Below are 23,577 nucleotides of genomic sequence, written 5' to 3' on the forward strand. Positions count from 1 at the left end.
CGGTAAAACGAACATACACTTAATTCTTTTGCTGCAGCATTAGCTACATCCATAACTCTATTATAAATGAAACGGACGCTGATCTATTGAAATGATCGGCGTCCGTTTTAGTTTTATGGCTAAACAGGGTTACTTCGCTTCGCCTACGACTGTAAAGCGTTCGTTTTTGTGTTTTGCATTTTCAATTTCATCCACTAAGGCAATGGCATAGTCTGCATAGCTGATATAACTTTTGCCTTCACTGTTCAGAATGATGTGATCTTTACCCGTTTGATATTTTCCAGTGCGTGCACCTTCTGGATTGAAGAAGCTTGCGGGGCTAAGGAATGTCCATTGAATGCCCGAGGATGCTTGCAGGTCCTGCAGGTTTTTCCCTTGGTTTGTCGCTGTTGGTTTGTATGCATCAGGGAACCCTGGCGCATCAACGACACGCAGGGAGTGCGTCTCATCGGTGAACAGACTGCCCGCCCCGCCTATTACGATCAGGCGAGTTTGAGGAGCATCTTTCAGAATGTTGATCAGAGCCTGTCCCACTTCCACATGCAGATGTTCTTTTCCAGCAGGTGCACCGAATGCATTCACGATAACATCAAATGCTTGAGCATCCTGCGAAGTAAGATCGAATACATCCTTCTCCAATACGTTCAGGCTTTTGTCTTCCACCTTGGATGCGTTACGTACAATTGCAGTTACTTCATGGCCTCTGCTCGCTGCTTCTTTCAGGATCAGATTACCTGCTTTGCCTGTTGCGCCAATAATTCCGATTTTCATCATAATCTCTCCTTTAAGTTTGATTTGTGAGAAAACTTATATTGTAACTATATTAGTTACAACTAACTTTGTCAACTATTCATCCATGTCAAAAATGATTGTTCCTTTAAAACAAAAAGACCCTGATTAGGTTATCCATTACAGACGATCCTCATCATTGCGGGTCTTCAATTTAGGCTTCACCGTATATTATTGCCCGTACAGAGCTCCATGGTCGTTCTCTTTTCCTATGGTCACTTTGCCTTCTCTCTGAATCGACTCGTACGCCGCCAAGGCAATGGAAGTGGCAAGCAAACCATCTTCCCCGGTCACGGGAACACCTTTTTCAGCTACAAGAGCATCCACGAAATCCTGCAGCATGTAATAATTCATACGCTCTCCCCAGTAGCTCCACCTTGCTTTATCCTCCAGATCGCTGTATATCTCATTCGTCTGTGCAAAAGCATCCATATGTATGACACCTTTCGTACCGATGATATCCAGCTTCATATCTCCCCAGAACGGATAGTTCCGGTTTCTTGACCAGCTTGTATCAATGAACGCAATCATTCCCTGTTCGAATTCGATATGTACCATCCCCGAATCCTCCACTTCCAGATCATGAAACAGATGCCCTTGCTCCGCATATACCGCTAGCGGTTCCCGCTTAAACAACCACCGAAGCAGATCAGAGATATGAACCGTATGATCCAAGATTGCTCCACCGCCGGATAGAGAAGACTCCACAAACCATCCCTCTGGTGCTGTCCCGCGATTGTACCCTTTAACCGCAACCACTTGCCCTATGTCACCTCGTTCCAGCGCCTTCTTCGTCTCTACTACGGCAGGCAAATATCTGCAGGGGAATGCAGTCATCAGCTGCACCCCGTATTTGAAACAGATTTCGATCATAATCTTCATTTCATCCATAGCTACTCCAAGTGGTTTTTCACATAAAACATGCTTGCCCGCGCGGGCACTATCCATGACCATGCTCGCGTGATTCACATTCTCTGAACATATAATCACGGCATCAATCTCAGGGAGCTTCAGCATATCGCGATAATCATCGTAGTAGGAGAGATTCCCATGTTCAAGAAGGCTCTGGACCCGCTCCCTATTCTCATCAGCGATGGCAACGACCTCCGCATTCTCAATCGCGGCAAGCTCACGATAGTAACTGAAGGCATGAGAATGAGCGAAACTAATCATACCAATACGTAGCCGTTTCATCCGATTAATCCCCCCTTTTCCTCGAAACCCAACATGTTCACAGGCAGCCCGCTATGAGCAGATTCGAGTGCAGCCCGTGCGACCTTGGAAGCCATACAAGCATCCTGGAAAGTGACCTCCGGCTGAGCCCCGGACTGGATACATTGGATGAAATGAGACAATTCACGTTCATAGGCAGTTTCAAACTCAGGACTTTTCCGTAAAACGATAGGTGTATGCTCCCTGCTTGGGTCTGCTCCTATCGTTGACATGCGCTCTGCTGATACCACAGCCCGATGAATCATCAAGGATTTGGCAACTTCAGAATTGGCATAGATGACTCCCCGATCGCCTGCGAATTCCATTGCTGTCTGAAATGGTCCCGGGTATCCCCACATGCCTTCAAGATTGGCAATGGCTCCCTGTTCGAATCTCAAGGTTACCCAAGCATAATCCAGGTGAAGAAAAGTTCTACGCTGGGCATATACGGAGCGTACCTCTCCAAGCAGGCTGCGCATATAATCAATGTCATGGATCATCAGATCCATAATGACACCACCGCTGTCCCACTCATTGTTGTACCAGTTCTTCATCAGCCCCGGATGGGGCCCGATACGTCTTGCATGAACAACCCCAGGCTTTCCTATTACCCCGGCTTTGATCTGACGGGCTACATCAGTATAGGCAGGAAAAAAACGGCCCACATGGGCAATCAACAACTGCACCTGATTAGCACGACAAATGACATCCATCATTTCAGCTTCCTTGGCCGTTGAACTAACGGGCTTCTCACAGATCACATGCACGCCCGCTTCTGCAGCCATCACCGTATACGTACAGTGCAGCGATGTAGGCAGACAGATGCTCACCACATCCAGATGCCCTTCTTCCAGCATTTCCTCGAAACGGCTGTACGCCGTCGTTCCACATGCATTTGCCAGCCTGACTGCTTCGTCCTCCTCGACATCACAAACACCAACCAGTTCAACGTCTTTCAACTTGGCATAACTTCTCGCATGAACTCCTCCCATCGTTCCACACCCCAGTACAGCAACTCTCACATCTTATCCCTCCTTCATTCAGGTCTTTGTTCCAGTCTTCAATTCATTCTGTCTTATATCTGTCATAGGCTGCTTGATATACCTTCATATACTCCTCCAGCCCCATCTTGTTTAGGGTGTTCACATACTCATCCCACTGATCAAAACTTGCGCTTCCATTCACGAATTTCGCTTCCATCTCGGTCACGTAATCCTGTATGTCTTTGCCGACAGAGGACATGAATTCGGATTCTTCCTGCGTGAAGTTAAAGTTATACCAGATGTCCTCTACAGCATGATCTTTCGCCTTGTCGGCTGCCTGCAGTGAGCTTGGTAGAGTTTCCGAACCTTTGAAGTAATCTTCTTTAACCAAACCCGGGTAGCTGCCGCCGAGCCACGTAAAATATTTGGCTAAGGCCTGATCCTGGGTCAGCCCGTCCGGATTCGATGTGATATCCTGCGTATACTGCAGATTTCCTTCTGCATCCTTTTCATAGGTCTCCCCTTCTTTCCCCATAAAGTAGAGCAGGGCTCCTTCATCACTATAGAAATGATCCATCCAGCGGATCGTTGCTTCAGGATTCTCGTTTTTGTCCGTAATCGCAAAGGCGCCCACATGCACCATAGGCACTTTCACATGGGAATACAACTGTTCGCCGTCAGGGCCTTCGAGGGCTCCAAGACCGATGAAATTCTTTTGCCCCATCACCGTCTCCGGATTAGGTACCGTTGTGGCCCCAAGCGTTCCTGCCTGACCTTTTGCATTCAAGGCTCCGCCATCCAGTGTAAATATCTCGGGATCCAGCAGTCCTTCCTGATGCAGCTTGTTCACATATTGCAGCACTTCCTTGTACTGAGGCAATGTTTTGGTGAAGCGAAGCTCACCTGTGCCGGGTTCCACATCGACCAACTTGTGTCCAAGTCCACGGTTACCAAGGCCCCATGCTCCTTTGACATGATCAATAATGCCCGTAATGCCTGCTGCGCTAAAAGGAATCTCATCGTTTTTACCGTTACCATTGAGATCCGTCGTTTTGACGGCTTTCAGATACTCATAAAAGCTCTCGGTTGAATCCGGTTCTTCCATATTCAGCTGCTCCAACCAATCTTCATTAATCCACAGCGGTGCACCAATCAGCATGGATAATAGTGCCGGATCATAGAAGGACGGCATGGAATAGATGTTTCCATCCGGCATCGTCAGTCCTTTACGAATATCGGGGTACTGCTCCATTAACCTTTTAAAATTCGGGGCATACTGATCAATCAGATCATTGAGGGGAAGAAACACACCCTGGGCACCATAGCGGGTCAATTCATCCGAAGTCACACGAGCCGAATAAAATACATCCGGATAATCTCCGCCTGCCAGAGCCAGGTTCCTCTTCTCGGTCAGAGTCTCAAAGGGAACCAGATTGAAGTTAACTTTGACGTTCGACATCTCACTATATGTTTTCCAGATCAGCGTTTCTTCAAAATTGCTTCCATTGGTGGTCGATTTTCCTGTAAAAAAATCCAGTTCAATCGGTTCCTTCACGACCGGCATACCAGTAGCATTCAGATTGGCCTGACTGTTCTGATCCTGTTCTGATGGCGTCTCTCCTGAACCGCAACCAGCCATTAGTCCCGCTGTAATTACAATGGATAAGGTCAAGCTGCCCCACTTTTTAAACAACATCCATATGCACTCCTTTATAAAAAAATGAATTATGATTTACCCTTTAACTGCACCAATCATGACTCCTTTAATGAAGTACTTTTGCAAGAACGGATACAGCATCAGCATGGGCAGGTTCGTAATGATTACAGCGGCATATTTGATGGCTTCAGCATCCATCATGCTTCTGGCCAGGGAATCGTCACTGATATCCACCATCTCTTGCATCTGTCCCTGAACCAGAATTTCGCGTAAAAACAACTGCAGCGGATACTTGTCCCGGTCTGACAAATAGATTAAGGCATTAAAATAGCTGTTCCAGTGCCCCACCGCGTAAAAGAGAACCATTACGGCCAATACCGGGCCAGATAAGGGCAGAACAATTCGCAGCAGCACCTTCATATTCGAACAACCATCCATAAAAGCAGCCTCCTGAATTTCCTTCGGAATAGAATTCTGAAAGAATGTCTTCATAATCAGCATGTTCCATACAGACAATGCCGACGGAATAATCATGACCCAGAAGGTGTCAAGCATCCCAAGATCCTTGATGAGCAGATAGGTTGGAATCATCCCGCCACTGAAAAACATCGTAAACACAATCAGAATGGTAAAAAAAGTTCTGCCTCTAAAATCGGATCTGGATAACGGATATGCTGCCGCAATGGTCATCACCAGATTAAGCATGGTTCCCGCAACCGTGTATAACAACGTGTTTCCATAGCCCTTCATCAGTTCGCTATTCGCAAACAGACGTTCATAACCAACCAACGAGAGGTTTTTGGGCCACAACCAGACTTCCCCGCGCATCACGTTTTCCGGATTACTGATCGACGCAATCCCTACAAAAAATACGGGATACAATACCACTACAGATACCAGTGCCAGAGCTGCATAGATCATCCATTCGACTGCCCGGTCACCACGACTTTGTGCCATCCCCTCACCTCCCTTACCATAGACTGCTCGAGCCGACTTTGCGGGCAATCCGGTTAACGGTCAGCAGCAATATAAAATTGATAACCGAGTTGAACAGGCCGACAGCTGCAGAGTAACTGTACTGCGCACCCAAAATACCGCTGCGGTATACATTGGTTGCAATAACGTCAGATGCTTCCATATTCAACGCATTCTGCATAAGGAATACTTTCTCAAACCCCACACCCATGATGGATCCTATATTAAGAATTAGAAGCACGACCATGGTCGGAGCAATCCCCGGAATGTTCACATGCCAGATTCGTTGAACCCTGGTGGCTCCATCCACCTTGGCTGCATCATGCAGCTGTTGATCTACTCCGGCGAGCGCTGCCAAATAGATGATCGAGCTCCACCCCATCGTCTGCCATATACCTGACCATACAAATATACTCTTGAACCAACCGGGCTCCGTCATGAACGAAATGGCTTCTCCACCCAGAGCGGTAATTGCCAAATTAACTAATCCACTGACAGGAGACAGGAACATCATAATCATACCGACCATAACGACCGTTGATAAAAAATGAGGCATGTAGGTCACTGTCTGCACGAATCTTCTGTACTTCCCGGACCTGACTTCATGGATCATTAACGCCAGTAAAATGGGAATAGGGAAGCCAACAATTAATTCGTACAGACCAATGCCAAGCGTATTTTTCATGATTCGCCAAAAATAAAAGCTGTCAAAGAACCGTTCAAAATGTTTGAATCCTACCCATGGACTTCCGGTAATGCCTTTGTTGGCGATAAAGTCCTTAAACGCAATCTGCACACCATACATGGGTACATAATGAAACACTACAAAGTAGATGATGACAGGCGAAAATAACAGATACAAATCCCAATTTCTACGAAACGAACGAAAACGGGATTTCTTCGCACGGCTTCCACTCACTCGACTCCCGTGTGCCTGCTCATTAACGGATGTCGTCTGTTCCAAAATCAGCAATCCCCCCTTTTTTTGCCTGCCTTAACGACGGGCTCGGCTGCAAGTCGAATGTTACAGCCCTTCTGCGCGATTGGGTATAAACCGTTTTTGGGATTTTGGTCTATCCTTGCGAAATTTACATAATTCTTGATTTTTCCTGAAAAAATAGCCATTTTCGCAAAAAAGGTATAGCTCCTTTTTACAGTGCGTTCATATTTTGCTCCCTGCGTTTTAACAGTTCACGCGTAGAATGGGCCAGATAATCTTGTTCTCTCTAGAAGAATGAAAATGAGGGGTTGTCTTATGAACTGGATCATGAATAAAAAACGAACCCTGTTTTTCAAGATATTTGTCAGCTTTTTGGCGATTATATCGCTGTTCTGCCTATTCTACATTCTGATTTATTATGTATTCAAAACGAGCCTTCAGGAGGAAATCGTTCAGAACAGTCATAACGAAACAAAGAACACAGCGGAACGCTTCTCCAATCACATGGAGCAAATTCAGATCATGCTGTTCCATGTATACAACAATCAGGATCTGGTTGCCTTCAATCGGCAGCTCCAGAGAGTGGGCTTTCAACAGGCGGACTATCTAAAGGCCAAAAATGTAATGAAGGATATTCGGGGATATGTGTATAATTCGTTGTTTTTGCTGGAAGATATCATCGTCCATTTTCCCAATGAACGCTTGACGCTCGGTAAATCAGGAAGTGGCAGCTCAGACTACATGTTCAATACATCCTACCAAAGTGCCACCTATCCATTGGAACATTGGAATACACTCAGCTCGGAGCCCAGTACGTTCCTGATCTTGCCAGCTGCCTCCTTTCAAATGAAGGCAGGTTCTCCCGAGAGCAGACTTTTGCTGCCGTATACGTTCAAAAACTCTGGCTCTGCTTATCAGATCATTGCCATGATTGATATACGGAAAGCCGTACAATCCTTTTTTGGTACCACGGACGGACATACTTTGACCATTACAGATCAACAGAGCAACATCCTGTACCACTCGGGTTCCACTTCAGCAGAAGCAAAGATGCCTTTTTTTCAAGAAGGGGAGACAACACACAAGCAGAATGGGAGATATTATTTCAAAGCGGAGGCTGCTGATGGGCTTACCTATATCACATCACTGGCAGATACACGTATTACAGACCAGTTGCAGCGATTGACCGGTTATATGATTCTTATCTTCGTTTTTTCACTTTTGGCAGCCACGCTGGTATCCCTTTATCTAAGCCGACGTCTGCATACCCCGGTCAAGGATATGTTATCCTCGTTGCTAGACCGTACATCACTAAATGATGTCGGTGAATTCAGGCAGGGAGAGAGTCAAATTTTGGAATATGATCTCATTCAGAGCAGAATTGGTGAGCTAAAAAAAGAAAAATATACCATTGTGGCCAAACTTAATCGCCAGAACGCCATTCTAACCAATTACTCCTATATGAACCAGTTGAAGAACATCAATACGGATCTTAGTGAGTGGAACGATTTTCTGGCAGATGGAGGAAGTTATCAGATTGTGTATTACGATATTCGTTTCCGTATATCAGATAAAGGCACTATGCCTCTTGACCGGGAACGGGCGGTACGTCACTTGCTGGATTACATTCATTTGCAAACCAAAGAGAAATTCCATTCTAATCATACGTTCCAAATGGAGAAAAACGAGATTGTCTCCGTATTAAAGGAAGCTCCGGCCTTCCAGCTTCAAACGCTTCTAGAACAGCTTAAAGCAAGCCTTGATGAGGAAAAACATTATTATGTCGTGACTATCTGTACCCTTCCCGCTACGGATCAACCGACTAAATTCAATGAAACCTATCAACAATTACGGGATCTGGCTTCGGAGGCTCGGTTGCTGAACGAAACCCAACTCGTCAGCGAGGCGCGTTCCCTGCCCGATCTGGACCAACCTCTGTTGAAACGAGGACGTGAGCTTAATCAGGCAATTCAAGCACTGGAAGAAGATGCCTGTATGGAATGGATTCATCAATCGTTTACCTACTTCGTCAAGAAGGATGCAAGCGTTCTTCAATTCAGGCAATTGGCTCTCTCTATAATGAGTCATATCGTTGAATACATGAATCAGCAGCTGTCTTATAAAGCCTCTGGCATACCACAGAGTGAATGGGAAGATATGCTTCAGGATTGTCATACGCGGGAAGACTATGAGACTGTTTTCAAGCACATCGTTAGCTCTGTCTTAACCATCATGCGTGACAGCAAACTTCCTGCACCCGAAGAACCTGCCATCGCCATGTTTTACGAAATCATCAACTCTCATTACATGGAGGATATTTCACTCGAATATCTGTCCGAGAAACTGAATTTGTCAACGACGTATCTGTCTGTGTATATCAAAGAAAAAACCGGCATCAACTTCAGCGAGCATTTACAAAAAACTCGCATGCGCAAAGCTTGCGAATTGCTAGCTACGACGAACTGGACCATCAACGAAATCAGCGTCTGCGTCGGATATCAGAACATCACTTCTTTTAATCGCCTCTTCAAAAAGACAACCGGAATTTCGCCTAGTGTTTATCGAAAACAGCATCTTATGGAAATCCAACAGCAGCGAAAACATGTGGACTGATGTTTTCTGAGCAGTGAGCATGGCTAGACCTCCTCACGATTAGTCTAATGTGAATGAACACATCAAAAAGCGCAGTTTAACGGCCATTACCGTCAAAGCTGCGCTTTTCCATTGCATTGTGTTTATAGCGGTGTTGTCATAATTACTGTAAGAACCAGATGATCGGAAATGGATGATTTAAACCTTTACTTCCTTCTCAACCCAATTTTCATTCTGTATATTTTTAGTTTTTATTCTAATGCTGCCTCCAATCTTACCCACGAAATAACTTCCAATCTTCAATTTATGGAGCACAAAAGTGAGTAGTATTGATACCCCAATACTCAGAACAAAAGTTAAAGGTATATTGATCCATGGATTGAGCCCATCAAAAATTTCGCTAAAGTTTTGCACGAATATCAAATGCAATAAGTAGATACCAAAGGAATACCTGCTTACCAGATCAATAATCCAAGGTATCTGTTTTATTTTTGAAGTAAGATAAAAGGCAACAAAGATTACGCTTATCGTATACAACAACATGTCTATTCGCTTGGAGTTCCCTTCAGGTAACAAATCTGAAAAACGAAAACTCAATATGACAAAGAAACTGACAATAGAGGATAAAATGAACCATTTGATGTATCGATCCAGGAATTCCCGAAAAGCAGCATGATTTCTACCACAATAGTAAGCTACCGAGAAATAAAATAACCAGCCAGGGAAAGGTATCCAGTAGAAACGGTTCCATATATACTCCGCACCAGTGATTAAATAAAGCGGGGGGACAAAGTTGAAGAAGCCGAGGTAAATTAGATTAACCACTAAGCACAGAAAAATCATGAGCCTAGGGGATATCTTTTGGAAATACTTCGTAAATATGATGTGCAGGACATAGAATTGAAAAATAACAATAATAAAGTATGCGATATAATCTGCTGCAACAATGTTTCTAACAATTTTAAAAAGCAAGGCGGTAGTTGTTAAATCCCCTGATCTGCTTAAACTATATAATGCGTAAACCACTGCCATCGTTATGTAGGGAATCAGGATGTACCTAACACGTTTCCATAGGAATTGATCAGGAATATGATGGGGATATGATTTCGCCAAAAGAAATTCAGAAATAAAAACAAACGTGGGTGTCCCAAACAAGAGAGCAAGTTTTACGACCTCTAGGAACGTTACGGATGGGTTAGAAAGTACCCCCTCATAGTTTGTAAAGGTCATATTGATACAATGAATGGCGACAACAGTGAGACAGGCAAGACACCTAAGCCAGATAACTTCTGAGACCAATTCTTTTTTCAATATCAAACTCCCCTTCTCCCTTTGATTGATACATATTGTATCATTAATGGATTTATTTAGTAAATATTAAATTATATTGTCAGTTTTCAAATCTTTTGCTTTTGCTTACGTTCAAGAACATGACAAAAAGACCTCTACAACGCAATTAGTCCGAGACTAACACGCTATAGAGGCCTGATTTCAATAGTTCATTTTATGTTTGGAAAATTACGTCGAACTGTTGAAGTCTTAACAATCCTTATCCGGTACCCCAGCTTCTTCTCTCGTACGGAAAGAAGATCCGCAGCCGCATGTCGCAACCGCATTGGGGTTATGGATGGTGAAGCCGCCGGACATACCGGACTCTTCAAAATCAATTTCAAGACCGTTCAGATATTTCAGGTTTTCTTTCTCGACTACAACCTTCATATCGTGAATATCCATATAAATATCCTCTTCGGATTCTTTATCATCAAAGCCCATGGCGTACGAAAATCCGGTACAACCTCCCGGAGCTACGCCCAGACGCAGGAACATGCCAGGTGTCTCTTGCTGTGAAAGCATCTCTTTCAATCGATCGGCAGCTGTTTCGCTGATGCTAATCATGCCAGGTCACTCTCCTTTTCGTTAACTCTCTTTAAATTATACTCCACCCCGTCAAGAGGCTCAAGCCATGTTTATCCTTATTCCCGAGTCTGTCCTCGGCTCCTTTTTCTTGCCAGTGTATTGAACCCCCGGGACACGAGGTTTATAATGGATAGGTGATCGCTCTGAAATGTCGATATTTTGTCATGACTTATTCAAATGATGATCATATATGGAGTTGTAATTTTTTTCACATTTCGAGACTGCCACGCAGTCCCCAATGCATATAGAGTCATCAGACTCACTTTTAGATTTTACATCCATGAGGCCAGAAATTTAAAAAAAAATTCAGCTTTACACATGCAGCATATGCTGCACCGGGTAATGGAGGGTTAGTCCTCTAAGGAGGCGGCAGATGACCGCATCTTTTGTATGTAGTTCTGTAAACAAGACCTACATTTAACACAAATCCGGTTAAGAACAGGAGGAAACAAAATGTCTACATTGGTAACACCATTCACAGACAAAAGAATGGCGGAAATCGTTGAGAAAGTGCAGAACGGCGTAAGGCTGAGCGTAGAAGACGGCGTCTATCTGTATCAAACGGATGATCTGCTGACTCTCGGCCAACTGGCCAATGAGGCTAACCTGCGGAAGAACGGCAAGAAAGTGTATTTTATTGAAAACATGAGCCTATACTTTACGAACGTTTGTGAAGCACACTGTGCTTTTTGTAATTTCCGCAAAGACCAGGGCGAAGAAGGCTCCTACACACTATCCGGACAGGAAATGATCGACTACGTGGAACAGCATATTCATCCTGGTGTACGTGAGTTCCATATTGTAGGCGGACATAACAACCATGTTCCTTTTCAATATTATGTCGATTCCCTGCGTGCTTTAAACGAAAAATATCCGGATGTTACGCTGAAGGCCTACACGGCTGCTGAGATCGATTTCTTCACCCGGATCAGCGGACTCAGCATTAAGGAAGTACTGCAGGAGCTGCAAAAAGCTGGCCTGAAATCACTGACGGGCGGCGGAGCAGAAATTCTGTCCGATGAATACCGCAAAAAAATGCGTGTCGACAAAGCAAACGTGGATCGCTATCTTGAGGTACACCGTACCGCTCATAATTTGGGCATGCGTACGCATACTACAATGCTGTATGGATCGATTGAATCTTACGAGGATCGCGTTAACCACATGGCACAAATTCGGGAACTGCAGGATGAAACCAACGGTTTCATGGTATTTATTCCACTCTCCATGCAGCCTAAGAGCAAAAATGCCAGCATTATGCGCCGCAACTCGGCATACGAGGATCTTAAAACCATTGCGATTAGCCGCCTCATGCTGGATAACATCGACCACATTAAAGCATACTTCATCAATATCGGCCCACAGCTGACCCAAGTTGCACTTGGATTCGGGGCTTCGGATGCCCATGGTACTATCGTTCGCGAACGGATCAGTCATGCTGCAGGTGCGTTAACACCTGAAGGTCTCACCCGCAAAGAGCTCATCTGGCTCATTAAGGGCGCTGGACGCATTCCTGTTGAACGCGACACCTTCTACAACGAAATTCAAGTATACGAATAAACCTGCTGCATCGTCTCGATAGCCTCTTTCATCCATACAAGGAGAACGACCATTCGAATCGATGCATCAAGTGGGTATAATACCTCTAATTTTAAACTCCAAAATTTTCGATATAATAATGAATTAAAATAAAACAAAAGGAGCAGCTATGTGAAAGCATAGCTGCTCCACAGGTTACAGCCCCGATCATACGGGACTGATGCAGAAAGGAAGCCGAGTCATGAAAAATTTCGTCATTCTCGGGGGCGGCTATGGCGGCCTCACAATCATCAAAGAACTTCTGGAAGGCAAAATACCGTCAGATACACAAATCGTGTTGGTGGACCGGAGCCCCTTTCAAGGATTGAAGACTGAATATTACGCACTCGCAGCAGGTACCGTATCCGACTATGACCTGCGCATCCAATTTCCAGTCCATGAGAAAGTTACTTACCGTTATGGAGAAGTCACTTCGATTGATCTGGAGCAGCGTCAGATTGAATTTGAAGGCCAGGATCCTTTGGAGTATGACAAGCTTGTCATCGGACTTGGCTGTACAGACCGTTTCCACAATACTCCGGGAGCGGAAGAATACAGCTGTACCATTCAAAGTTTTAGCAAAACGCGGGAAACCTACCTCCGTCTGAACGAAGTTAAAGCTTACGGACACGTGCATATTGTTGGCGGTGGCTTGAGCGGTGTCGAGATGGCTGCCGAACTACGAGAAAGCAGACCCGATCTCAACATTAGTATTCTGGACCGCGGTGAGCGCGTATTATCGGCATTCCCGCAGCGATTGTCCGCTTACGTGCATGAGTGGTTTAACGAACATCAGGTAGAGACACGCGGACATGTCGCCATCTCTCGTCTTGAAGGGAACGCTATCTATAACCGGGATGAAGAAATTCTGACGGATGCTGTAGTATGGACAGCCGGAATTCAACCCGTTAAAGTCGTGCAGGATCTCGACGTTACAAAGGATCCTCAGGGCCGGGTTGTACTGAATGAATATTATCAAATTCCTGAATACACAGATGTTTATGTTGTCGGTGACTGTGCCAGTGTACCTTATGCACCAAGCGGTCAGGCTGCAGAAGTACAGGGTGAACAGATCGCTCATATTCAGCATGCCCTTTGGAAAGGCGAAAAGCCCAACCCGCAGCCGCTCAAGCTCCGCGGCACGCTAGGTGCACTCGGCAAGAAGGCTGGGTTTGGGCTGATGGGCAAAACGTCCATGATGGGACGTGTACCTCGTATCTTGAAAAGCGGCGTGCTCTGGATGTCCAAGCGTCATCTCGGTTAGTCGAGATCCAGCTCATCCCAGGCATCGGCTTCAGCAATTTTGGCCAGAATGGCGTTATATAGATCTTCCACTTTGTCCGTGATGACAACTTCACCATTAACTAGTGCAAAAGGAGTCATATAACATTGGCCACAGTTGCTGAGGCAGCCGTATTCTATCACATCATAGTCTGGATTCTCTTCGAGTTGCTCCAAGACTTCATCTGTGCCAAAATGCATATTGTTGGCACAAAATTCAATAATCGGTCTCATGTAGGTTCACCTGCTTTGTTTGACCATTTTAATTTACGGCCAATTGTAATATAATATATAGAGGAAAGGAGTTGAAAAATATGAGCGAAAACGCACAAAGCACCATGTATGATGAGGTATCTGACGTGCTTGACAAACTTCGTCCGTTCCTGCAGCGCGATGGCGGTGACGTGGAACTGGTCGACGTGGAGGACGGCATCGTTAAGCTGAAACTGGTCGGTGCCTGCGGCAGCTGCCCAAGCTCCACCATTACCTTAAAAGCCGGGATTGAACGCGCCCTTCTTGAAGAAGTTGACGGTGTCGAAGAAGTCGTACAAGTATTCTAATCAATCCTTCACGAAATAAACCTCAAGAGCCTTTCGCTTCAATTGAAGCGGAGGGCTCTTTTTTTGTGCGTTTCCTCTATTGTCCCTCTTCACGCTGGATGGTTGGACGTATAGGATCGAGCCCGCCCGAAACATCCATAATGTTGCCTGTAATAAAATCGGAGTGATCCAGGCACAAATACGTAATCACCCGTGCAATATCTTCACCGCTTCCAGGACGTCCTCTCGGCGTCTCCTGATCGGTTATGCCAGCTAATTCATCAATGGTTTTTTCCTTATTGGCCCCCCGGATATCGCCCGGACATACCATATTCACCGTAATGCCGTAAGGAGCCTCCTCCACAGCAAGCGTCTTCGTAAAGGATACCAGACCTACCTTCGCAGCAGCGTAAACTGCACGATGAGGCCAAGATCGCGCCTCTCCCGCATGACTGAAACCAAAGTGAATAATTCGGCCCCACTTTTTGCGTCGCATCTCCGGAAGCACGCGTTGATCCAGAAGCATGGGTCCAAGCAAGTTACCTTGTACCAACATCTGAATCTCAGCCTCGGTATAGTCAGCAAACAATCGGCGTTCGCGAACAAAAGGTCCTGCATTATTCACCAGGATATCAATACTGCCCAGCTCGACTTCAACCTGTTCTACCAACATGGCGATGTCTTCCGTTTTGGAAATGTCTGCTTGAATGGCAATGCACTGTACACCTTTTGCAGTGATCTGGGCCTGAAGCGCTTCAGCTTCGGTACGGCTGTGCACGTAATTCAAGGCAATATGGCATCCCTGATCTGCCAGACGGAGGGCCGTCATTTTTCCAAGACCTTTGGCACTTCCCGTTATGAGGGCAATCTTCCCCTTCACGTCCATCCCCCTCTTCAAAGAGCAGTCACTCATCCAGTATAAAAGATTTATCATCCCCTCACAACTTGCTTCTCCCTTTATCTAATAAATCCCTTTTAATCCAAAAATACCTTGATGGAAAACCTATATGTTAATGTCGATGAGGCCAAAGAATCTACATTGAAGGTTGATTAAAATACATAACATTTGAAAGGGTCCCGAAATGAAGAACAGCAACCAAGGTTTTATCACCTTCCTACTGGCATTATTGCTAATATTTCATTTAACACATCTCTTTGCTCCGCCCATCTTCGCTGCAAGCGAAACTACTCCATCTCCTTATGAATATGACTGGATTGATGGACCTGCTTCCGTGTCTTTGGATCATAAGGCAACACTTCAAATATTCAAGGATCATTCATTTTTGGACAAAGCCAACACTCAGCGTTCTATGCTAAACAGTGGTTCCAAACCTAATGGCAACGAAATCGGAAGTCTGTACAGCACCAGTGAGCATGGATCTTGGTATGTGGTGTTTGAGTACGTCAAAACTGGGCATATCCATGATCAAGATCAGAACTTAGATGCTGAAGAATTGTTAAGCAGTTATATCCGAGGCACTGAAGAAGAAAATAGGGAACTCGCTCCTGAAGATAAAATATCTATTACGGGGTGGGAAATTGAACCAACATATGACCCTATCAAGCGTCAATTGGTTTACTCCGTTGGTTTCAAAGACGCTGATGAGCAAGCTATGGTTAATTACAATGTGAAGTTTCTGACTCGTGAAGGGTACATTACGGCCATTCTCGTTACAGATCAGCCTAGTTTTGAACAAAATCGCCTGGCATTTGAAGAAGTGGTTCTGAATCAGCTGAGCGTTACTCCAGGGAACACCTACGAAGATTATGATGAATCAACGGACAAAACATCTACCGTGGGACTCAAAAGCATTCTGGTAGGCGGGATCGGTTACAGCGCCGGACAAAAATTCAGTATTTTGCTTTTATTCAAAAAAGGGTGGTACGTTACTCTTCCTATCGTGGTTATCCTATTCTGTTGGCTGAAATTCAGACGTAGGAAGCAAGGGACAGATGATGATACATTATCCCCTAATGAAAAGGCCTATCTGCAAGAAGCAGATGAACAGCAATACGCCGATCAGAATGAATTGTCCTACTATAATCGGAAATCGGAGCACATATCTCCTGAAAATAAACAATAAGGATCATCTGCGTATACCAATCAATCCAAGAACAATAAAAAAACCGAGTAACTCTCAGGCAGAGAGGCTCGGTTTTTCGTACATTATTCAACTCAATTTCGAGTAGCAGTGAATGGGCAATTTAAAATGCAGGCTCAACTGCACCTTGGTAACGTTCCTTGATGAAGGTTTTAACTGCTTCGGAATTCAGGGCTGCAGCCAGCTTCTTGATGGCATCTGCATCCTTGTTGTCTTCACGGGCAACGAGAATATTAGCGTAAGGGTTGCCTTGCAAATCCTCGATGAGCAAAGAATCCTTCTCTGGGTTCAGGTTAGCTTCAAGCGCATAGTTGGCATTGATGAATACCAGATCCGCTTCATCCAGTTGACGAGGCATCATGGCTGCATCAAGTTCAATAATATTCAGGTTCTTCGGATTAGCTGTAATATCTTGAATGGTGGATGCAATGTCCGTATTGTCTTTCAGCGTAATGATTCCTTCTTTTGCAAGCAGCAGTAGTGCACGACCACCGTTGGACGGGTCATTAGGAATGGCTACTTTGGCGCCGTCCTGCAGCTCATCCAAGGATTTAATTTTTTTGGAGTACCCAGCAAAAGGTTCGACGTGGACAGGAGTTACAGTTACAAGGTTAAAACCACGTTCTTTGTTTTCAGTATCCAGATAAGGTTGGTGTTGGAAAAAGTTTGCATCCAACTGTTTGTCCGCCAGTTGTTGGTTTGGTTGAACATAATCGTTGAACGTTACAACCTGCAAACGAATGCCTTGAGCTTCCAGCTCAGGTTTGATGCTCTCCAGAATTTCAGCATGCGGCGTAGGTGAAGCGCCGACTTTCAGTTCCACGGTACGCGGTGCGCCCGCTTCATTATCTGCGCCACTGTCGGAATCCTTGTTGTTTCCGCATGCAGCCAGTACCGCAATCAGCATCAAGCTTAGCAGTGCAAAAGACCATTTTTTCATGTGTAAAACCCCTTCTCCAATAAATTTTTTTGTTGCATCTTTACATTCATTCAGTATTGAATGGATGCAGTATGCTATATATGTGTTATTTCCGGGTGAACAGTTTAACCAGTTGATCGCCAAACATTTGCAGTACTTGTACGAGAATAACCATAAATGCAACAGAAATAATCATAATTTCATATTGGTATCTGAAGTACCCATAGTTAATTGCTAGCGTACCCAGTCCGCCTCCGCCGACCATACCCGCCATGGCTGTATACGAAACCAGCGTTACAATTGTGATTGTAATTCCCGCGAGCAGACCAGGCAGTGCCTCGGGAAGCAGTACACGTCTTACAATCTGTCCGGTGGATGCACCCATGGCCTGAGCCGCCTCGATGACACCACGGTCTACTTCACGCAGCGTTGTCTCAACCAACCTCGCAAAGTAAGGAGCAGCTGCGATGACGAGCGGCGGTATGACGCCAAGCACCCCAGTGGCTGTACCGACGAGTGAACGTGTAAACGGAATGAGGGCAACAATCAGAATAATAAATGGTACTGATCTCAGTATATTAACAATAATGGATAACACGGTGTAGATTGTACGTGACTGGATGGAAGCCGATCTTGCTGTCATGAATAGCAGCACACCCAGCGGCAACCCGATAATGATGGTGAACAAACCGGAAGCTCCCAGAATTTGCAGTGTTTCAATGGAGGCCTTACCGATCTCTTCCCAACGTACAGTTGAAAAATCCATATTAACGAAGCACCTCCACATCAAGCCCTTGCTCTTTCAATTCCTGCACAGTCCGGCTGATCGCATCCGCATCGCCTTCAAACCGCACGGTCAACTGACCATATGGAATCTGTTTGATCCTTGAGATGGTTCCTTGCAGAATGGCAAAGTCCACTCCGGTCTGACGAACGGTTCTCGACAGAATGGCTTCATACGTCTTCTCACCCAAAAACGAAATTTTGACCAATTGTGATCGGCCATCCTGCTGTACTGTTCCTCCCGCATGTGCCATTGCCGCTTCTTCCAAGAGAAGCTCAGAATCGTGATCACGCTGCATGAAGTCACGTGTGATGGCATGCTGTGGTTTAAGGAAGACATCCGTTACAGGGCCTTGCTCCACAATTCCCCCCTGATGAATGACAGCAACTTGATCACAAATGCTCTGAATAACATGCATCTCATGCGTGATCAAAACAATCGTGAGATTGTATTTCTGATTAATGTCCAGCAGCAGCTTCAGAATTGAAGCTGTCGTCTGCGGATCAAGGGCAGATGTCGCTTCGTCACAGAGCAGAACGGCAGGATCGCTGGCAAGTGCCCGGGCGATACCAACTCTTTGTTTCTGTCCACCTGACAGCTGAGCCGGATATTTGCTGCTATGATGCTCCAATCCAACGAGAGTCAGCATCTCCTTCACCTTGCGGTCAATATCAGCTTTAGGTGTATTCACCAGCTTTAGGGGAAAAGCTACATTGTCATATACTGTAGCCGAGGATAACAGATTAAAATGCTGAAATATCATGCCAATCTTGCGTCGCTGCTTCTGCAGCTCTGTCTTATGGAGACCGGTTAGGTTGACTCCATCTACCCATACCTCACCAGATGTTGGTCTTTCGAGCAGGTTGATACAACGGATCAATGTACTTTTCCCTGCACCCGAGTGTCCAATCACTCCGAATATTTCACCTTTACCGATCTTTAGATCCAAATCGGCTAAGGCTGTCGTTTGTTTTGAACCTCTGCCATACGTCTTAGTTAATCCTTTTAATTCGATCAATATGACTTCTCCTTCCCACCGCCTACATGTATCTTTACCCGAATGAAAGGAAAACTCCCCTCTGACATATAAAAAAGAGCCCTTTTGCAGAAACAAAAAGGGCTCTTCACGCGAAAGAATATACCTTCTCATCTGCCAAAATCGTGCTGTGCACCATTTTGTAGGAATTAGCACCTAACATCTATAATGTATGACTGGTCGTCATGTCGTTATAAATCGGTTGCCGGGCTTCATCGGGCCTGTCCCTCCGCCGCTCTCGATAAGAAATATTAAATTTATAAGTTCAGTGGTAAAATGTAAATGGTATGCATGTTAATATCATGTAACGCTTAATCAGAAACTCAGTATAATCCAAGTATTCCGCTTTGTCAAAGGTAAATATTGCACAATTATTTTGCCAGTTCTGACATGCCCTGCTTGTGCCACATTTTATTGATGTAACCATAAGCCGCTTTTAGCGTTTCGCAAACCATATCCACGCCCTGACGCAATTCCTCCAGGTGCTGATCTAGATCTTCAAGCTTCACTTTCCCCTGCAACGTTTGATGAAGCTGCCACAGATCATCCTGCATCTCGGAATTCATGTAGTGAATCTCCATATTCCGACGTTTGCGCAGTTTACTCATCGGTTCCCGGTATGCATCCTTAATTTTAATTAATTCAACAGCAAGATCATTATGCATTTTCGAATACCCAAACTGTCTCATCACGGTAAAATACGAAAAATGGGATTTCACCTTGGATGTGTTCAGATTAAATATTTCATTTAGTACCGTGCCTGTCTTATCTAGAATCGCAAAACAACGAATGAACCCATCCTTGTAGAAGTAAACATATCGGGCGTACTCGGCCTTCTCCTCAATGGTCATATCATCGGTGGAGCCAGCCCTGACCCTCTGGCGGAAGTGGGAAGCAGCGAAGCAGGCCTGCTCCAGCTCGTCCAGTGAAGAAATTAATCCCTGCGTCCATACGTACAGTTTGCGATAATCGTGAGTCGGGTCCTGATTCAAATCCAGCTGTCGTTGTAAAAGTCCGAGTGTCTCCACCATGGACTCGATCGCTTCTTCCAATACGCCCTCATTCTGACGCGGCAATTCACCCAGCAACGTTCGCAGCATATACAGCCTCCTCTTTCCACTCTGCTGATCAATAAGATGATTTATAATATTAAACCTAATCGGAATCAGAGTAAACGTGTGGTCGCTGCAAACTTAGGGTGCCCTGACCCGCCTGACATCAAACAAAGTCCACCTGTCCAATGATGTGCATCATTGGATGATGGACTTGGCAATGTGGAGACCAGAACGACTGACTTTCGAATGAAATTCTAGAACCGATCAGCCGGCCGATGAAGCTTGTACACCAGGAAACTCATATAGGTTAATATCCCGAACAATATGGCGATATCAAGCATATGAGCCAGAGCCACGAACATGTACACTTCCGGACGGCTGATGGTAAGCATCATGCCAAAACCGATCAGGACTTGGAGCAGAATGAGCACCACAGATACAACACCCAATGCCCGAAGTTCCGTGTTATCCGGATGTTTACGATATGCATAATGCCCCAGGATCGCAATCACAATAACAAGGGAAGCAGCGGCTACACGGTGAGCAAACGCTACGGCCACGCCACCAGACAGTTCAGGTATAATCTGTCCGTTACAGAGCGGGAACCCTGAGCAGCCCCCAGCTGAGTCGGTATGACTTACAAAGGCCCCTGTGTATACCACAAGATACGTGTAGACGGTTGAAAACCATACCAGGTTGCGGAAGTTTTTGCTGACCCGCGGGTATTTGTTTAACCTTTCGAGACCACCATGACGAGCCTCCTGCCTAATACCGAGTGCCATCATCAGGGAACTGGCAAAGGCAATCAGGGCAAAACCAAAGTGCAGCGCCATGACCGCCGATGATTGGGAGAAGACGACGGCAAAAGCCCCCATAATCCCCTGGATAATGACAAAGATCAACGTTAAGAATGAAAACAACTGCAGATCACGACGTGATTTGCCATATCGTAGAAATGCAACAAAAGAGGCAATGGAAAGCAATCCAGCCAATGCGCTTACCGCGCGATGCGAATATTCAATCAGTGAGGCTACAGTATGTGCAGGAACGAGTTTACCGTTACATAAAGGCCACTCCGTGCCGCACCCCAGTCCGGATTCCGTCTTGGTAACAACCCCACCGCCGAACGTAGCCAGGAACATAACAAGACAAGTTAATACGGTTAACCATTTAAACAAGGTTAAGTGCTTCAATTTTTTCTCACCTGCTGTTGGTTTAAGATGGCGAAGAACGATCTCTCCGCTTGTTTCGATACTTTGACACTTATTTCACAACTAAATACATTATACCGGATAAAAGTGTCATTGACGCCTCGCTTTGTGACAAAATGTTAACGTCTGTCGACAAAATGACCAACAAGTCACATCCTTATATGTACCTTTGTATTGTCCCCCCAAAAAGCAAAAATAAAAACGCCATTTCCCCTTTTCAAGAGGAACGGCGCCAATTAGAATTCACAGACGAATTCGCCCGTGCCTTCCTTTATTTATGAATCGTATTGTACACTTCAACCGCACGCTGCAAAAATTGCTCTATCTCTTCTCTCGACTTGCGAAGTTTGTTCACGTAGCGAACAAGTTCGCGACCATCGGTGTATGCAACAAAGCTTGGAATACCCAAAATATTTTGTTCCTCACTAACGGTGCCCACCTGATCCACATCGACCTCAATCAGTGTCAAATCGCGAGCAAATTTTTCCTCGACCTCAGGCATAAACGGATCAATGTACTTGCAGTCTCCGCACCAATCCGCCTTAAATACCGCTACGGTAAGCCGAGGAGATTGAATGGCCACATCAAACGCAGGTTTGGATGTAATCTGTTCCATGACAACATCTTCCTTTCTGTACCTTGTCTTATCCTTAGTGAAGCAAATTGCCGAGTGGAAGTCAAATATTCAGCACATACTTATTTTAAAACCAACCCTGATGAAAGGATGACAGGCGATGACTTCCACCCGAAACGATGCTGTATCCCCTGATTCGCTCTTTCGTATTGTTCGTTCCATTCCTGGAGCCGCCAGAGAAGTATGGCGTGGTAAACAGGCCGCTTGGAAGGCTTCAGCGCAGCTTCGTCATCCTTCACGAGATCTGGCTTGGGAAGCTGAAATGGCTGAGACGCTAAAGGGGGAAATAGAACGTCTGTTACCCGGTACGGAGACGGCTTCTGCCCGCCATGCCAAAAGCGCCCCATTATGTGAAGAGGATTGCATCATTCTGGAAGAAATCAAAACGCTAACGGTGGAAAATAATCGAAGCAATATCACACGTACAGCAGCCTATTTGGCATGTTATGACCAATATCCCGAACTGCATTGGGCCCTGCTTGCCCACATGGTTTCCCGCAATGGTGGTTATCATATGACCGATCTGCAGAGCAACCTTATGCATAATCTGCAAAACCAGACGGATCGGGAACATATGTATCGGTTGCTTGAGCGCTGTAATGCACTCATTTTCCAGGATGCCTATCCTCAGCTTCTGCTCTACATGAACAGCAGGCGAATCGGGCGAAGCTGCTTCCACCTGCTATCCCATTTTCACGTATCGGCGTTCATGACACCCATCTGGGAGCGGTTCTGGTTGGAACGGTGCAGTTCCCTGCTTAGTGTAGCATTAATTATTAACGAGCAGAATTATATTGAGAGCCGGGTCGTACAGCATCCTTATTTTCAAAAGGAAGTATTGTCCAAGCCCGCATTTCATTTGCATAATCTCGCCGGGCTGAATCATATCGTGTTTCCACTCGGGCGTGGAAAAGGGCTCGCTGGCAGAGTTATCGAACATTTTGGCAAGCTGGACGAGCGGATCATGTTTGGCAAAGGTTTATACGCCATGTTATTTGGCATCGAACAGGTGTACACACAGGTGCTGGAGTTCGCACGTTCCGTTCCCCACAGAGGCTCACGTGCCGAATATTGGCCGGGTCTATTCACAACGAGCTTGGAGGGCGCAGCAGATTCGAAACTCCATACTCAGGAACTGCTGGAATACGAATGGATGCCAGAAGATGGGCGATTATACAGTCCAGAGCTGCTCGCCGTATGGAAAGACACGCCGTATGAACCGATCACCAGACAGGACTGGCTGCAAAATCGGGATAGTCTTGGACACCTCAGTGCACCGCGTCGTCCCTGGTTATTTGAAATGAGCCATGAACACCGATATGGGATGCTCAAAACAGCCCTTGCCCATGATGCCAAGACATTGCTGCATTAAG

General features: G+C 45.5%; 22 protein-coding genes and 1 riboswitch. Of the genes, 6 read left to right on the forward strand and 16 right to left on the reverse strand.

What is annotated here, in order from left to right:
• Positions 1 to 129: 129 nt before the first annotated feature.
• From AC3RCI_RS24185 to AC3RCI_RS24210, 6 genes are all read right to left on the reverse strand, one after another.
• Positions 130 to 771 carry an NAD(P)-dependent oxidoreductase gene (locus AC3RCI_RS24185; RefSeq protein WP_153980842.1) on the reverse strand — a complete coding sequence of 214 codons (642 nt, stop codon included), beginning with the start codon at positions 769 to 771 and terminating at the stop codon, positions 130 to 132.
• 189 nt (positions 772 to 960) lie between these two features.
• The gene (locus AC3RCI_RS24190; protein ID WP_492472023.1) at positions 961 to 1,983 is read right to left on the reverse strand and encodes a Gfo/Idh/MocA family protein; all 1,023 of its coding nucleotides are present in this window, start codon (positions 1,981 to 1,983) and stop codon (positions 961 to 963) included.
• The gene (locus AC3RCI_RS24195; protein ID WP_492526747.1) at positions 1,980 to 3,023 is read right to left on the reverse strand and encodes a Gfo/Idh/MocA family protein; all 1,044 of its coding nucleotides are present in this window, start codon (positions 3,021 to 3,023) and stop codon (positions 1,980 to 1,982) included. Before AC3RCI_RS24195 ends, AC3RCI_RS24190 begins: the two co-directional genes overlap by 4 nt.
• 43 nt (positions 3,024 to 3,066) lie before the next feature.
• Positions 3,067 to 4,680: an extracellular solute-binding protein gene (locus AC3RCI_RS24200; RefSeq protein WP_492526749.1), complete on the reverse strand. Its 1,614-nt coding sequence runs from the start codon at positions 4,678 to 4,680 to the stop codon at positions 3,067 to 3,069.
• A gap of 36 nt (positions 4,681 to 4,716) precedes the next feature.
• Positions 4,717 to 5,598, reverse strand: coding sequence for a carbohydrate ABC transporter permease (locus AC3RCI_RS24205; RefSeq protein ID WP_492526750.1), 882 nt, complete (start codon positions 5,596 to 5,598; stop codon positions 4,717 to 4,719).
• Positions 5,599 to 5,611: 13 nt separating this feature from the next.
• Positions 5,612 to 6,535, reverse strand: coding sequence for an ABC transporter permease (locus AC3RCI_RS24210; RefSeq protein ID WP_336783146.1), 924 nt, complete (start codon positions 6,533 to 6,535; stop codon positions 5,612 to 5,614).
• 336 nt (positions 6,536 to 6,871) lie between these two features.
• On the opposite strand from AC3RCI_RS24210, the gene AC3RCI_RS24215 reads away from it, so the two are divergent.
• Complete coding sequence (locus AC3RCI_RS24215) at positions 6,872 to 9,169, forward strand: helix-turn-helix domain-containing protein (RefSeq protein WP_492526751.1); 2,298 nt, start codon at positions 6,872 to 6,874, stop codon at positions 9,167 to 9,169.
• Positions 9,170 to 9,346: 177 nt separating this feature from the next.
• Here the strand turns inward: AC3RCI_RS24215 and AC3RCI_RS24220 are convergent, their stop codons facing one another.
• Together AC3RCI_RS24220 and AC3RCI_RS24225 are read right to left on the reverse strand one after the other, a co-directional pair.
• Complete coding sequence (locus AC3RCI_RS24220) at positions 9,347 to 10,459, reverse strand: acyltransferase family protein (protein WP_492526752.1); 1,113 nt, start codon at positions 10,457 to 10,459, stop codon at positions 9,347 to 9,349.
• A 228-nt stretch (positions 10,460 to 10,687) separates the two neighbouring features.
• On the reverse strand, positions 10,688 to 11,044 hold the full coding sequence (locus tag AC3RCI_RS24225; protein WP_127538919.1) for a HesB/IscA family protein: 357 nt from the start codon (positions 11,042 to 11,044) through the stop codon (positions 10,688 to 10,690).
• Positions 11,045 to 11,518: 474 nt separating this feature from the next.
• Here AC3RCI_RS24225 and mqnE point away from each other — a divergent pair, with 474 nt between their 5' ends.
• Together mqnE and AC3RCI_RS24235 are read left to right on the forward strand one after the other, a co-directional pair.
• Positions 11,519 to 12,625, forward strand: coding sequence for an aminofutalosine synthase MqnE (gene mqnE, locus AC3RCI_RS24230; RefSeq protein WP_127538918.1), 1,107 nt, complete (start codon positions 11,519 to 11,521; stop codon positions 12,623 to 12,625).
• Between the two features lie 220 nt (positions 12,626 to 12,845).
• Positions 12,846 to 13,907 (forward strand): NAD(P)/FAD-dependent oxidoreductase, encoded by a 1,062-nt coding sequence (locus tag AC3RCI_RS24235; protein ID WP_095292109.1) that lies wholly within the window; start codon positions 12,846 to 12,848, stop codon positions 13,905 to 13,907.
• Here AC3RCI_RS24235 and AC3RCI_RS24240 read toward each other — a convergent pair.
• Positions 13,904 to 14,158 carry a YuzB family protein gene (locus AC3RCI_RS24240; RefSeq protein ID WP_336783043.1) on the reverse strand — a complete coding sequence of 85 codons (255 nt, stop codon included), beginning with the start codon at positions 14,156 to 14,158 and terminating at the stop codon, positions 13,904 to 13,906. The genes AC3RCI_RS24235 and AC3RCI_RS24240 overlap by 4 nt on opposite strands.
• Before the next feature lie 80 nt (positions 14,159 to 14,238).
• Between AC3RCI_RS24240 and AC3RCI_RS24245 the strand changes: the two genes are divergently transcribed.
• Complete coding sequence (locus AC3RCI_RS24245; protein WP_062324083.1) at positions 14,239 to 14,484, forward strand: NifU family protein; 246 nt, start codon at positions 14,239 to 14,241, stop codon at positions 14,482 to 14,484.
• A gap of 76 nt (positions 14,485 to 14,560) precedes the next feature.
• Here the strand turns inward: AC3RCI_RS24245 and AC3RCI_RS24250 are convergent, their stop codons facing one another.
• Entirely contained in the window at positions 14,561 to 15,343 is a 783-nt protein-coding gene (locus AC3RCI_RS24250) for an SDR family oxidoreductase (protein WP_336783048.1), read from the reverse strand.
• 202 nt (positions 15,344 to 15,545) lie between these two features.
• Between AC3RCI_RS24250 and AC3RCI_RS24255 the strand changes: the two genes are divergently transcribed.
• Positions 15,546 to 16,547 carry a DUF2167 domain-containing protein gene (locus AC3RCI_RS24255; protein WP_492526754.1) on the forward strand — a complete coding sequence of 334 codons (1,002 nt, stop codon included), beginning with the start codon at positions 15,546 to 15,548 and terminating at the stop codon, positions 16,545 to 16,547.
• A gap of 121 nt (positions 16,548 to 16,668) precedes the next feature.
• Here the strand turns inward: AC3RCI_RS24255 and AC3RCI_RS24260 are convergent, their stop codons facing one another.
• The 6 genes from AC3RCI_RS24260 to AC3RCI_RS24285 all read right to left on the reverse strand — a co-directional run bounded on the left by AC3RCI_RS24260 (position 16,669) and on the right by AC3RCI_RS24285 (position 22,186).
• Positions 16,669 to 17,505, reverse strand: coding sequence for a MetQ/NlpA family ABC transporter substrate-binding protein (locus AC3RCI_RS24260; RefSeq protein WP_239304152.1), 837 nt, complete (start codon positions 17,503 to 17,505; stop codon positions 16,669 to 16,671).
• An 85-nt stretch (positions 17,506 to 17,590) separates the two neighbouring features.
• A complete protein-coding gene (locus AC3RCI_RS24265; RefSeq protein WP_170948264.1) occupies positions 17,591 to 18,250 on the reverse strand; it encodes a methionine ABC transporter permease in 660 nt (219 codons plus the stop codon).
• Between the two features lies 1 nt (position 18,251).
• Entirely contained in the window at positions 18,252 to 19,286 is a 1,035-nt protein-coding gene (locus AC3RCI_RS24270) for a methionine ABC transporter ATP-binding protein (protein ID WP_492526756.1), read from the reverse strand.
• Between the two features lie 125 nt (positions 19,287 to 19,411).
• A riboswitch (SAM riboswitch) is annotated at positions 19,412 to 19,552 on the reverse strand.
• Between the two features lie 123 nt (positions 19,553 to 19,675).
• Entirely contained in the window at positions 19,676 to 20,404 is a 729-nt protein-coding gene (locus AC3RCI_RS24275) for a Cthe_2314 family HEPN domain-containing protein (protein WP_336783057.1), read from the reverse strand.
• 209 nt (positions 20,405 to 20,613) lie between these two features.
• The gene (locus tag AC3RCI_RS24280; protein WP_336783059.1) at positions 20,614 to 21,552 is read right to left on the reverse strand and encodes a COX15/CtaA family protein; all 939 of its coding nucleotides are present in this window, start codon (positions 21,550 to 21,552) and stop codon (positions 20,614 to 20,616) included.
• A 289-nt stretch (positions 21,553 to 21,841) separates the two neighbouring features.
• Positions 21,842 to 22,186, reverse strand: a complete 345-nt coding sequence (locus tag AC3RCI_RS24285) for a thioredoxin family protein (RefSeq protein WP_095292122.1) — start codon at positions 22,184 to 22,186, stop codon at positions 21,842 to 21,844.
• A gap of 118 nt (positions 22,187 to 22,304) precedes the next feature.
• Here AC3RCI_RS24285 and AC3RCI_RS24290 point away from each other — a divergent pair, with 118 nt between their 5' ends.
• Entirely contained in the window at positions 22,305 to 23,576 is a 1,272-nt protein-coding gene (locus AC3RCI_RS24290) for a DUF2515 family protein (RefSeq protein ID WP_492526758.1), read from the forward strand.
• Position 23,577: the final 1 nt, after the last annotated feature.

The organism is Paenibacillus sp. MT124 (assembly GCF_058792755.1).